9 protein-coding genes are annotated in these 13,653 nt (G+C 35.8%); all 9 read right to left on the bottom strand.

All coding sequences use genetic code 11. The annotated features are described in order from the left end of the window. Positions 1-79 precede the first annotated feature (79 nt). Positions 80-1,522 carry an SIR2 family protein gene (locus G9U52_RS33615; RefSeq protein ID WP_166156113.1) on the bottom strand — a complete coding sequence of 481 codons (1,443 nt, stop codon included), beginning with the start codon at positions 1,520-1,522 and terminating at the stop codon, positions 80-82. 327 nt (positions 1,523-1,849) lie between these two features. Beyond that, positions 1,850-2,761 carry a tyrosine-type recombinase/integrase gene (locus tag G9U52_RS33610; RefSeq protein ID WP_243767709.1) on the bottom strand — a complete coding sequence of 304 codons (912 nt, stop codon included), beginning with the start codon at positions 2,759-2,761 and terminating at the stop codon, positions 1,850-1,852. 100 nt (positions 2,762-2,861) lie between these two features. Beyond that, positions 2,862-3,596 (bottom strand): transposase, encoded by a 735-nt coding sequence (locus tag G9U52_RS33605; protein ID WP_166156107.1) that lies wholly within the window; start codon positions 3,594-3,596, stop codon positions 2,862-2,864. 95 nt (positions 3,597-3,691) lie between these two features. Further along, positions 3,692-4,978, bottom strand: coding sequence for a hypothetical protein (locus G9U52_RS33600; protein ID WP_166156104.1), 1,287 nt, complete (start codon positions 4,976-4,978; stop codon positions 3,692-3,694). Between the two features lie 2 nt (positions 4,979-4,980). Further along, positions 4,981-5,310, bottom strand: coding sequence for a P-loop NTPase fold protein (locus G9U52_RS33595; protein ID WP_166156101.1), 330 nt, complete (start codon positions 5,308-5,310; stop codon positions 4,981-4,983). A gap of 245 nt (positions 5,311-5,555) precedes the next feature. Beyond that, positions 5,556-6,824: a site-specific DNA-methyltransferase gene (locus G9U52_RS33590; protein WP_166156098.1), complete on the bottom strand. Its 1,269-nt coding sequence runs from the start codon at positions 6,822-6,824 to the stop codon at positions 5,556-5,558. A 665-nt stretch (positions 6,825-7,489) separates the two neighbouring features. After that, positions 7,490-9,628, bottom strand: a complete 2,139-nt coding sequence (locus tag G9U52_RS33585; protein ID WP_166156095.1) for a hypothetical protein — start codon at positions 9,626-9,628, stop codon at positions 7,490-7,492. A gap of 22 nt (positions 9,629-9,650) precedes the next feature. Beyond that, on the bottom strand, positions 9,651-9,839 hold the full coding sequence (locus tag G9U52_RS33580) for a hypothetical protein (RefSeq protein ID WP_166156092.1): 189 nt from the start codon (positions 9,837-9,839) through the stop codon (positions 9,651-9,653). Positions 9,840-9,928: 89 nt separating this feature from the next. After that, a complete protein-coding gene (locus tag G9U52_RS33575) occupies positions 9,929-13,456 on the bottom strand; it encodes a hypothetical protein (protein ID WP_166156089.1) in 3,528 nt (1,175 codons plus the stop codon). Positions 13,457-13,653: the final 197 nt, after the last annotated feature.

The raw sequence follows: 13,653 nt of genomic DNA, 5'->3' as shown, positions 1-13,653 counted from the left end.
TGGCTCCTTTCTAATATTTCTATGTATCATAATCCTTAACTATCGTGTCCCATTAGTTCAGTGAAGAAAATCCGAAATATTAATTCTCGGCCTTTGGATATGAATATTCTTTTCCATTAATAGAAATTGTATAAGGATTATTGTTCATGACATCTGTTAATAACTCCACCATTTTCAATGAATATCTAGGAACTCCATTCATACTCACATGATAATCATTATTGGTGGCTTTCATATCAATGCCAGTTTGCCTCTTGACTTGTTGAATTAGAGAAAACCCATAGTACCAAGCTTGCTGTCTACGGTATCCTCGCTCTATCGGCCTCAATCGTTGACTAAGATCAGTAGGTGTCATGGGCCACTGAGTCGCCAATTGGTTGGGATCTGTAATATGAGCAAGAGTGATCAATGTTCTTCCAACAGGCTTCTCAATAGGTTGTGCTGAATGAATAAACTCACGTATGAACTGTGTTCGATCAGCTAATCCTCGTAAGCTAGCGATATCAACCTCTAGATTGGTTATCGTGTCACTTTTAACAACATTATATACAGTCTCTTCAAATTGCTTTAATAATTCAATATCCACTGAATCTTGGTACAATGCTTCATATATTTTTTCATATGAACTCACTTCAATGTAATTTACCCTTACAGATTCTCCATTTCCGACAGAGATCGATTTATCAAGTTGAGGTGATGAAGTTGGATCAATATCTTTATTCCAGGAAATAAACCACATATTCGGAATGAAAGCTTCAGATTCAGCATTTAATATTTTTTTAACGTTGAGGAGAATTGATTTAACGTTTTCGTCACTTAAACTATATCCAATAAAAACGATTGGATGTTCTATGAAGTAAGTTAGGAGTTTTGCAATTAAGTATATCTGATCGTTGAAAAAGTTATCATAGTCTTGTTTCTCAATTACGATACTATTCGGTTCCTCCACTGTACCGTGAATTTTTAATATATGACCAATATCTGTTGATTTTTTTTGGTAAATTATTTGTTGTCCAACGATAGGCGTATATTTTGGGAATAGTACCTCTAACAAATTATCGTAGTTTGTGGTAATGAATGCCTGTGGATTCAATCTACTTAATAATTCAAGTTCATCTCTTTTTTCATTTGTTTCAATATTAAATGATGTCATGAACTGTTGAATTATTTCAGTAATTTTATATTTTAAATATATGCTCTTGGTGGGAGAATTGAAGAGAAATGGTGGGAATAAATCTGTGTTTTCACTGTTATCCCATGCGTAGTCACGATAATACTCCACAAGATCTGAAGCAATTTTGGCATAATCGCCAGTATGTTCTTGAATGAAATATAAAAGAGGCTTTTTAATTTCAGGATTATTCTTAATAAGTATTTCTAATAGTTCCGACCAACTTGGAGCGTTTATGTATCGCCGTGAAAAACCAGAACCGACAAACAAAATCGGTCTACTATTCATTTCTTTAACAAAATCCTTCAATCTTGCTAGAGATTCCTCTAAATAAATTTCATATTGTGACATGTTTGACCTCCGTTCATACGTAATTTCATTTTAACTAAACTGCAAAAATTTGACAAGAAGATTAATTAGTATGAAAAGAAAGATTAGAATATAGTGTTATGATCACCTAATTATATCGGCCGTGATGATTCAAAATCTCAAACAATTGTGAATCCCAATTGAATATTTATCCAAATACGTAGGAGTCCTCAGCGTTGCAAGATAACTGCCCGTTAGTTGAATTACTTCACCGTAAAATCATCACAAAAATTTCCGCTCCGCTTGCTGGCGGCTCCATCTTTCCACAATAGAAGAACCCCTCCTATACACAACAAAAAGAGTGGTTGCTCACCACTCTATATTCGCCAATGCCATTTCCATATCCTTCTCGGTTGTCAATGTGTATATATTCGTAGTCGATACGTGATCGTGTCCGAGTATTTGCTGTATAGTCGTTAGCGGAGTCGTTTTGACCAGCCTGTATCCCAGCGTGTGCCGGAGCATATGGGGAGTCACTTTCACATTTACCCGATCACCATACTTATTCAATATCAAGTTGACCGCATTCCGTTCAAATGCCCCTCTTTGTCCTATAAATAAATATTCTGACTCGCTTTTCAGCCTATTTTCCAAGTATCGAGTGAGTGCTTTGCGTACATCCTTATTAATAGGAAGCGTTCGTTGGGCATTCCCTTTACCTAGTATCCGTAATAACCCTTTACGTTCGCTCATGTCTATATCTTTTAGCCTGATTCCTACTAATTCGCTTACCCTGATGCCTGTTCCGATCAACAGTTCGATCATACAAATGTGCATTCGGTTGCCGTGTCGGTGAATCTCATTCCGTAGCTTCCACAAATCCGTATCCTCTAAGCCTCTATATTGCCGGACATCCTTATTCCTGACCGCTTCAACGTGTATCTCTTCCTTGATATAGCCTTGTTTGAGCATCCAGCGGCAGAATACGTTCATGCTGGCTATCTTTCGGTTGATCGTTAGTATCGCTTGATCGCTTCGTTGAAGGATTTTCTTGTACTCTACACCATCCAGTTCGATCAGCTTATCCAACCCATAATCCGTCTTATCCCGATACCAAGCTATGAAGGCTATCGTATCCCTCAAGTAGCAGGAAATCGTGTTCTCGCTTCTGTCCTTACTGCGTAAATGCGCCTCAAACCCCTGTAAATACGGCATATTGCCCCCACCCTTCGCTTGTGTCACATCATACCGTTGGTGGGGGAGAAAGTAAACTGAATCCATAACATTTCTTATGTTGGATTAATGCCTGATTTATAGCCGATTTTAGCCAATATTAGCGCGAAATGAGGCGTTTATCTATCGAATAACTGACGACATAACATTATGCATCCGGCTCTTCAAAGCCTTCCTCAGTATAGTTGGACTCCTCGATAGCCTCATATTCCGCTTCTATTGCATCTGCATCTATCATTTGTAGAAATAATTGCTTACGTTCCAATTCAGCAGCTTTCGTATCGATTATGATCTCGCGGCGGTCATTCCATTCGTTTGGAGCACGATTCTTTAAATAGAATATCATCGCTGTTGGATTAGGCGGTTGATGGCGTTTAACCTTTTCGATTCTAGTTTTCTTTTTTCCATTTTTGTCCTCTTCGATGATAGTTTTGATTTCTTCATATTCATAACCAGTAGCAGCTTTCAAAAGTGAAGTTTCCACGTGAGATATAATAACAGACTTGCTCCATTTAACTAATTCAGCGAGCATCGGATGCTTATCAATATACTCATACCAAGTAGCAGGAGCTATACCGAGATTCTTAACAATTACACCACTGTCTACACCTTCTTGGAACCACTGCTGAATTTCAGCCAAACGTGGATATACATGCGTTTCCCATTTGGTTGGTCGTTCTAAGGCTTCAGCAAATTTCGGATGTTTACGCCGATAATCGCCTAACGTCCAAATATGAATATTTAATCGTTTAGCAATCTCATCATCTGTTAATCCTTCACGTACCCATACTGGAATATCTCTAAGTCGAGGGACAACGAATTGATCATATTTGGTTAGTATCTTTGGCTTGTTTTTCTTAAGCTTTTCATCGTTCTTACTCATATATTACATCACCTCCAACACAAATAAGCCTATGCAGAAAAAAAGCACAGACGTTTTATGGTTTCACTATTTCACATTTACTTGTTTCTAGGGAATTATGAATTTTTCATTATCATCTCTATTCTTGATTGGATTAATTTGTCGGTGACCAAATTTTTTAATTCATTCATTTTATCCTTTACTATATCCTTTGTATTTTGATCCAATTTGGAATACGTAATTACAGCGGTTACTAGAAATAAATAATCATAGTCACAATTAGAATGTATTATTGCTTCTAAAGATGATATTATGTGTGATATTATTATTGGATTCGATTTAATTACTTGCTGACATTCTTTGTACTTTTTTTGATTATATAAATCAAAGAATTTTTCAATGTCAGTTTTAGACTTCTGATGAATAATTGATTGTTTATAGTGTTCTAATAAATTTTCCGCATAATTAGGGTGCTCAGCGAAGTGAATTCTAAATATCTCCAGCGTTAACAACTTATCTATATCCCTATCGACATCAACCAGATAAGATATCGCGTTTTTTGCTGATTCCTCTATTTCTTGAAATCCTAAATTTAAAGATAATTTTTCGTTATAAAATCTTAAATAGAAGACAATTTGAATCAAAATTTCACAAGTCTCGAAAAATATGTAGTTTTTTATTCCTAATTGTTTCTTTACATTATTGAAAGAATCCTTAATAAAGTCTTCATTAAATAACCAAGCTTTCTGTAAGTCATGGAGAAGTATTTGGTTTTCCCGCAATTCTGGTGAAAGAAAACTCTTAATTATTTTCTTATCCATTTTATTAAATTTATAAAAATAGATTATTTCCGTTATGACACTTTGAAGTTCATAACTTAAAGTATATTTGAAATAAATCGAATTCTTATCCCCGAAAGAAAACTTAGAAAGTTCCTCCAAGTTAGTTCCAAGCACATCTTCTGCTGCAATCGCACAACATAAATTACTGATTCTCTCATCTATATCGATTACAGTAGATACCTCGTTAACGAAGTTTATCATCTTTGTTAGCGTTCTGAGATTTGTTGCTTGTTGCGACATGAAAAATTGAATTACGGAATTTCTAAGACTTGGCTGATTAAGATTGCTTTCAACTATATTTGAGACTGTTTCCATGTCAATATCACTTAATGTATAAGAAAGATCAATTACTTTTTCTTTAAAGGTACGAAACTTTTCATTTTCTCTTATATGTTCATCATTAGCTATAATCAAAACATTTGATTTTAATGCAATACTTTCTATTAATCCGAGAATTTCTTCCATTTCTAATTTCTTTGAAATTCTTTCTAAATCATCAAAACATACAATATAATCTACGCCTAATCTAAGAGGTATCATTGAAATTGGATCAAAAGACATACCTATGTACTTCGTAGACAAGGCGGATGCGATTGTTTTAACGCTTTATTATCAAAAATACCATTTACAGTTTTTTTCAAAATTGAAGAATCCGCTATAGATTCTGTAAGTATATATTCGGTTTTTATCTTTTGTAATAAAATTTCAGTTGAGTCAGCGCCAAATAAAGATATATATATCGTTTTATATTTTTTTTGTCTTGCTTTCTTTTCAAATTGTTCCCATAAAAATGACTTGCCGATGCCCCATGCACCATTAATGTGAATCCTTCTATTTGCATGTTTTGATAGCACTTTAGAAATGAGGATTTGTAGTATTTCATTTTGCGTCATAATAATGACCCCCTTTATTAATTGTGTTATGTACGGCAATTAATTTTATTTAGAGTATAATTCGGTTTGATTCAACTACAACTATACTGTCTGTTGAATAATGGTTCGAGATTCGTTGAGTAAACTAATTTATATATATTCAACATAAAGGTAGATATTTCCTGCACAAAACCCAGAAAAGGTTGGTTACTCAGTCCTATTTTACTTCCATAACTATTTGTCCTCTTGCTTATCATCCTTTTGGTTTAGTCAGCACATGATACCTCTGACCTATCCGACTCAGCAACTATATCTTGATACATAATCATCTTCCCATCCCGTATCAAATACACTCCATCATCGCTACCAACACGCTCAATATATCGATTGACAATTACATCTGCATATTTCTCATCCAACTCCATCGTATAGCAAATCCGATCCGTTTCTTCGCAAGCAATCAATGTACTACCTGAACCTCCAAACGAATCCAATACTATTTCACCAATCTTACTCGAGTTTTTAATTGGGTAACTTATAAGCGGAATAGCTTTCATAGTCGGATGCAATTCATTCCGAAATGGTCGATCAAATTGCCATAGTGTTGTTTGCTTCCGATCACTATTCCAATAGTGTCCTGCAGTCGGCTTCCAACCCACCAATATCGGTTCATGCTGCCAATGATAATCCTGCCTTCCCATAACCATTGCTTGCTTAGCCCATATACAACATTGTGATAACTTAAAGCCTGATTCCTTATGAGCCTTCCTAAAATTCAAACCTTCACTATCCGCGTGGAACACATATATGCTGGCTCCATCATCTGCCACTTCATACATTCGAGTATAGGCAGCCAACAGAAATTCATAAAATTGCTCATCATCCATCTTATCATTTTGAATAGTTAAAGCATCCTTTGTCTTTCCAACGTAAGCTACATTGTAGGGGGGATCGGTGACAATTAACCTGGCTTTTTTACCAAACATTAACGTTGCCATATTCTTCTCATCACAACTATCCCCACACATCAACCTGTGCTTACCTAATAACCAAATATCACCTTTTTGAGTAATTGGATTCTCCGACAGTGCTTGGTCAACATCGAATTCATCCTCATCCGGCTCATTATCTTTATGTAACTCATCAAACAACTTCTCCGCTTCCGAGAAATCGAATCCAGTTAACTCGATATTGTAATCGTCTGCTTTCAACTCCTCCAATAATCCAGCCAACGCATCAAAATCCCATTCACCTGTAATTTTATTTAACGCAATGTTCAAAGCCTTCTCTTTCGTTTTATCCACATCGATAATCACACAATCTACTTCATCGTATCCAAGTGCCTTCAATACTTTTGCTCTCTGATGACCTCCAACGATAGTGTAATCACTATTGCAAATAATGGGTTCAACATATCCAAACTCATTGATACTATTCTTAATTTTCTCAAACTCTGGATCGCCAGCTTTCAAATCCTTCCTCGGATTATATTCAGCATGAACCAGTTGATCAATTTTCAATTTTATAAATTCCAATTTACATTCCCCTTTTCTGTATAAGACAAAAAGAACCCTAGCTTGTAGCCAGAGTTCTCGTATAGATTACTAAGCTATTTAAAATTTAGGCAATTTGAATCGCCATTCAACTTGCTCATATTGCATCCGAAAAGCCCAAAACTTCAAGTCGGTGTACCATTGCATTTATTCTCAACTCCCATAATTTCATTTGGCTGTTAATTACCCTTTACTATGTTACGAATTAAATGAACCATACGACACGGCTCCGATAATTACAGTTATAAATTGGCAACATCTAAATAAACAATTTTTTTTCATCACACAATTGCCTATCTACGGGCTGACAAGCCCGATCATATTAACACATATAATTAAGATTATTACTTTGAATTAGAATCAGAAATGATATTCAGTTTATCAACTATTCGTTCAATTGTTTTTTGAACATTCTCCAATCCATCCAGATATGATCAATCAGTTCAATATTTCACGTCATAGTAATCTCCCTTTTATTTACAAATTACAATCCTTGTGATATATTTATATCTGTTGGGAAGCACCCACAAAGAAGAGCCTTTAGGAAAGTATCCTATGGCTCTTTTCGTTTCATTTTATTACTTTCTCAACTTGCACTGTTCCCTATATATATTATTATAAGAAAGTGTGCAAGTTGAGATCCTGTTTTAATTGACCAATAAACAGTACATATAAGAGTCCCCACCTCTACCCTTTATTCGGGAGATTTTTATTTGTTTATCGCCAATTAATTTTTGAATATTTTCCTTTTTAATGAGCCTACTCCAATATGACTCCGTTATTTCTAATTTCTCACGAATTTGTTTAATAGGAACAGGTTGAGCATCCCAATCTTCACTAATAAATTTATATAAAAGTTTTTCCTGTTTATCGATACCATTCTGATGATACTTTTCCAAATCAAATTCTGGAATCGCCTCAACTTCAAACCTACATCCCTTAAATCTTTGAGCAATCATTTCTTTTAAACGATAATCTCCCCCGAACAAATAAATACTCACTGGCTCGTTAGAACTAAAATCTCTAACCTTTGTACGAAATACTTCTTGCTCCAGATCGACCATTAACCTTCGCAGTTCGAATATATTGATATTGTCATGACCGAACTTACTATTTATCCAATCGAATTGAATGTAACCTTGGACTTTCTTCATATCCGATTCATTGAGTTGACGCAATTCTTCTAATTTTATAAATGTATACATAAATGCAGCTACAGTTTCATCCGATGGAAGTCGATTCCAGCCAACCTGAACCATTTTTCGACAATGCTGGAATAGATTTTTGCCTTTCGTATTGCCGAAATAAGGCACTATATTTTTTCCATTCTTATCTTTATCCAGCACAACACATGTATTCTTTTTTAAAAGTCTGGTAAGTTGCTGATTAGCATTCATTTTTCCACACATTTTATATGAAACAACATAAGTAAGTTCTTTAAAAGTTTTATGAATCCAATCTGCTGCAACTTTCAATTTGGACTTCGATTTTTCAATGGAATTTCTACTCATGTTTTCGCTCACGATATAAAACGTCAGATTCGTATACTCTTTATAATCATCAATATTAAAATGGATAAATTCATCTGTATAGCTGGGATCTCCTTCTCCTGTAGCATCAAAGATGTACGTTCTGAAATTCTCAATTCGAAATTCCTCTTTCGGAAAGATCGATTTAAAATAAACAGAATTAGTTGTATTACAGAATAATCCTCCAGACTTAAACAGAATCTGGATAGCAGCCAGTTCCTCCGAAAATTGATATCTGAAGTAGCGCGAAAATAGTTGCAGAAATTTATCGTCAAATATATCCTCATTATTAAATACAATCCTGCTGCGATAATCTTTATATTGCTTTTGCAAACCTAAAATTCTTCCACCGACTTGGTGCAAAGCATCTTTCATATACATTTTATTATCTCGTTCTTCAGCGAGATCAGCTATACGCATTTCATTAACAGCTTGAGAGAGCTTCAACAGCAACGTTTCATCAACATTAAGCTGCTTCTCAAGGACAGGCTTCTCATCAATAATAATTACTTTTCGAGGAAGTACTCCCTTGTATGCATTGTAGGTATAAAATTGACTCATTCTTTCAGCTCGGTAATATGAAAAGCGCTCATTACTCATGGCTACAATTGGGCTGTCATTTTGCTCAAATCGTTGCTTAAATACCCAGCAATCTTGATAAAAAGGGCAGTTACGAGTCGTGCAGCATCCTTGATAATACTCAGAAACACCATTTAAGCAATTTTCTTTGTTCCAACCTTCCATAACATAAACCCAATCCGTTTGTTTGAAATCATCGTGGCAACCAAATTCCTCTCGAATTTTCGATTGAATTTTTTTCAGATCTTCAATTCGGTCACTAACAATAATCATACCCATATCGATTTCTTTTTCGTTTTCATGAAATGCACCTATTTTTCCAATGACCGTTTCTAGGATGGATTGAATCAGTGTCGACTTGCCAAATCCAGCTTTTGCAGGGATAACTACTGTCTGATTAGGAAATTTCAAATCGCTGAAAATGAGCCTCGCACAATCTAGGGAAAACTGCTGTTGTTTGTCCGACACTTCTTTCTGGTACATATTTTGAAATGTGGAAACGAAGTGAGTTGAGATATCTGACGCCAATCGAGCTGTTCTATCATCTTCGTGAATCAGATCATCTATTTTGTAAGAATCGATATCCAAATTAAACAGAGATTCTGAATACCGTCCATCTGTATAACCATTTCCATATACGATATTGTTATAAACCTTCTTTTTTATTGGTTGCTCCATACGTTGTGATCACCGTCCATATCTAAACCAAGTTCGCTTTGAACTGGTTATATTTGCCCATTGTTTCTCGTAATTGAGTGGATTCATTAAATATATAAATGACACGATTCTGATCTTTCAAATCTAAGCGTTCATTTACTTTTCCGAATCCATTAAACATCAACCATCCTGCCATCCGAGATTGAGTAATGACAATTGTTTTATTTTCCATTTTGACCTCCAATATTAAAAGTTATCAGAATGCGAAAGTATACTACAACCTGCCACATTCCGCTCTACTGCCTGACAAGGCCAATCCAATTAACCTTTAATATCGACCAGACATTTAATGGAACCTTTAGTCGTCTTCACTATTTTCTTAATGGTTATTTCCTTTCCCATATAGTTATCCAGCATGTCATCCCCTTCTTTTCGCGCTATGCTGAGTCCTTCTGCGACTCCCAGCCAACCACGGTCATCAAACAGCGTGTACGTCTGCCCCAATATGATCTCCTTCACTTCATCAGGACTCCAAGTAGTTTTCTTATCGCCATTAAGCAATGTAACTTCGTAATCAATCAGATTTTTCAATAGGGCATCCGATTTCTTAAGATACTCTTCAGGTATGCTCATATCTTTACCTTCTGGAAATTCAAGCGTATAGGCTTCGTGTTTAGTTACAGAAGTGTAATGCTCACCGAGCCATTCAAAAGCTTTATGATCAGCAATATCTGTTAACTGGATGTATACTTTATCCCGATCTTCATAATTGAGTTGGATATTTTGCAATATGCCTTCGCTAGCTACAACCCAACAAAAAGAGTAATTTGTGTTATCATTTTTCGCTTTTGAATCCACGTAAGTCATTCTGACGGTAGCTGAAGCGAGTAGAGAAGGACAATTACAGATTCCCTCTGCTTGCTCCTTTGTTTCCTTAAACAACTCTGCGAATTTCTCATCCATTTCTTTCCGCAATCGCTTATACCTATCATCCGAGGAATACCTATTTAGGCTCAGCTTTTGCTTTGTTAGAATTCTATTCTTTTGCAGGAAAGTAGAATAGGTGCCCTTTAGGGCTGCGATAGTATGTTCGATAATAGCCGTATCCAGGTTGGGATTTTGGTAGTACTGATAAATATTTTGGAACTTATGCTTCTGGATCTTACTATCCGTTTTTTCAATCATGATTCGATTTACATACACCTTGAATCTTTCCATCACGATAGAAAAATCGTCCAATGCAGAAGTATGTTTCTTATCCTTGTTGTACTCAACACCATCCTTAAATTTCATGAACTGCGGTTTCCATTTGCCAAATTGATACTCAATCACATCTGGGATAACCACTTGATCGAACAAGCCAGATTTAGATGCATCAATACAGAGTCCCTGTAAATACTTCATGATCGTGATCGGCAGTTTATATTTTTTTAAGTTCCTTTCAGCATTGGCTATATTTTCGATGGTCGTATTCATATCCGTTATTTTGCCTGTTTTATCTTCGGAACGGATAATAAAGTCGATTATATTTTGTTTCGTCCATACCTCCGATTCAGCAGTAGCTTTATCGGCATCATTAACTTGAACAGCAGAGTCAACAATATAATCCTGAAGGGTTACTTTGGATTGCAAGGAAAATCGTTCTTTGAAATGCTTCTGGATATTTGCATTCAATTCTGCGAGTAGATTTTTGCCGTGCTTCTCACTTTTTTCGTTATTCAACACAAAATTATATTGCTCAAGATATTCGATTCTGGTATCTGCAAAATTCCTCTCCGTTGAGAGTACAAGCAATTCATCGCCATCTCTGTCTGCACCCCCGAGACGATCTGGCTCCGTTCCAAGAGGGAGTTGTACAATATTATCTATATGACGAATGAATTTAGAATCTTCGCCCCTGTAATCTATGAAATTAGTTCTAGTAATCTCGCTGAAAGACATAATCGGATTTCTAGCAAATAATTGCTTCCCCATATTCTTTCCACCACTATAGCATTGTTTTGAATTAAGAAACCCTTTGCCTTTATAATCCCAAGTACCTTTATTCACTGCCGCGGCGTAGGATAAGAATGCCAATATGTCTTGAGTAACGTACATGTATTTGGCTTCCAGATAAAATTTCCCTAAGCACATTTCATCGATTTTGTGGTCAATGACATCCTTGATGGTTTGCATCACCTTGTGTTCGAAGATCATTTTTTTGTTGAGGTGAATCGCTTTAATCGCATCACTGCAATTTTTACCGATCCCATTTTCCGAATTTTCTTTATAAACCAAGTTTAGAAATGCTTCGAGATACTGGATATCATCCCAGTCAATTTCATCTTTGCGATAGATGCTTAACGTTCTGTGGATCATATCACCAAGGGTATTGGACAAACAAAAAACATCACATGGATGTAGATCGAGAGCCAACAATAATTGATACGATGATTTCCGATAGTCTTCATGGATAGGTTTAGCAATGTTTGATATGCCAATAGCATCGTAACCATATTCAATCAGTTTGGATTTGTAGTCGGCAATAGAAGGGAATAACCATTGCTTATCTTCCGAACCATCTGGCTTCAGCCCCACAACTTCTAATTTAGCTTTAAAAGTGGACTCCGTGGTTAAAATATCAATCTTGTCCGTATCATGCCATGCTCCAAAAATATCTTTGATTTTTCTGATTTTATGCTTAAAGAAATAACCTCGAAAATCCACACATGGAAAGAATCCCTTTATGGCTGGCAATCGCAATTGATATCCAGTTATAGGAAAGCCAGTTTGTAAGAATTCCTTCATACTCTGACCAAGTTCTTTGGAAACTAAGCCCATGCCATCGAACACGTTCTCCATAACTGGGTGAGCCTTCACTTGAGTAAGCTGTAATCCAGTTGACCACTCGGTAATCGGGACATCTCTTCTCTCATATAGCTCCGTTTGGTCGATAGTCCATACTGGAACATGAGTACCATCTTTCTTGATTATCTTCCAAACTGGTTCTGTGAGTGCTTTTAAACTTACTCTTCTTCCGTCTTGCTCCCAGCGACCGACAGTTTTGTATTTTTCCCTGTCTTCAGGTGCAATCTTAAGCTCCAGCTTATTTTCTTTGACTTTCTCTAAAATTTTCTGGCGTTCTTTATTAAATGTTGTCTCTGATTGTAGATACTGTTGGAGATCAGCATATAATGCTTCTTCCTCTGGAGTACGACTATATGGCTGAATCATCTCCACATCTTCAACGACAGGTATTTCTTTATCAGGAATAATACAAATCGTTAATTTCTCCATATCAACAGGAAATAGGTATACATCTGTCGTCGTTAGCGCATTACGAGTCAGATTTTTAGATACTGTACATTTTGTTGGCTCCGTGCCAAGGGAAACATGACGTTTCAATTCCTCGTAATATTTATCGAGAACAAATAGTTGACGGCATTCTTTGTTTTGGCTTCCTGATAGAACATTATCCAGGAATACAAATTTATGAGTATTGGTGAGTTTCCCTGATTCTGAATAATATTTGGCGATAAAACCTTCGTTCAACAGCTTTGCTAATTTTTCATTGGTCTCACTTGATCTGCCTCGACCAGTTTCAATAGTCATAATGGGAAGGACATTCTTCTTTATTTTTATTGAAGCTCCACTTTTCGATTTCGTAAGCGCGCCATCTTCATTTTTCTTATACTCGATTGCTGACTCATACTGACGTTTCATGATTTTCTCGTTCAGGATGTAATACATTAGAGTTTCCGTTGCGAGAGCAGCAGCTTCTAAATTATATTCCAGTGAAAGGCTTTCATCCTGCTCTTTAAGATCATCGATATCGTATTGCCAGATGTGGTACTGACGTTTTGTAATCAATTTGTTATGACCTCCGATATTATAAGTAAAATATAATAAATCACTATATAATTTGATTTGTTACTTTCGGAAAAATATCCACCTTTTTAAGCACGATTATCCCAAAACCCTTATAGAACAAGGGATTATTGCTACATCACACTAGTTATCTACCAATTTCATAAAAATAAAAAATACAAAACTTGCTGATTTTCGCT

Origin of the sequence: Paenibacillus agricola, from assembly GCF_011440305.1 — a bacterium.
Classification (GTDB): Bacteria; Bacillota; Bacilli; order Paenibacillales; family NBRC-103111; genus Paenibacillus_S; species Paenibacillus_S agricola.
This window is presented reverse-complemented; position numbering and strand designations above follow the sequence as displayed.

Excerpts from the sequence above, each read along its gene's own strand:
- G9U52_RS33610 (WP_243767709.1), bottom strand. The coding sequence starts at position 2,761 with ATGGATTCAGTTTACTTTCTCCCCCACCAACGGTATGATGTGACACAA.
- G9U52_RS33615 (WP_166156113.1), bottom strand. The coding sequence starts at position 1,522 with ATGTCACAATATGAAATTTATTTAGAGGAATCTCTAGCAAGATTGAAG.
- G9U52_RS33585 (WP_166156095.1), bottom strand. The coding sequence starts at position 9,628 with ATGGAGCAACCAATAAAAAAGAAGGTTTATAACAATATCGTATATGGA.
- G9U52_RS33580 (WP_166156092.1), bottom strand. The coding sequence starts at position 9,839 with ATGGAAAATAAAACAATTGTCATTACTCAATCTCGGATGGCAGGATGG.
- G9U52_RS33605 (WP_166156107.1), bottom strand. The coding sequence starts at position 3,596 with ATGAGTAAGAACGATGAAAAGCTTAAGAAAAACAAGCCAAAGATACTA.
- G9U52_RS33600 (WP_166156104.1), bottom strand. The coding sequence starts at position 4,978 with ATGTCTTTTGATCCAATTTCAATGATACCTCTTAGATTAGGCGTAGAT.
- G9U52_RS33595 (WP_166156101.1), bottom strand. The coding sequence starts at position 5,310 with ATGACGCAAAATGAAATACTACAAATCCTCATTTCTAAAGTGCTATCA.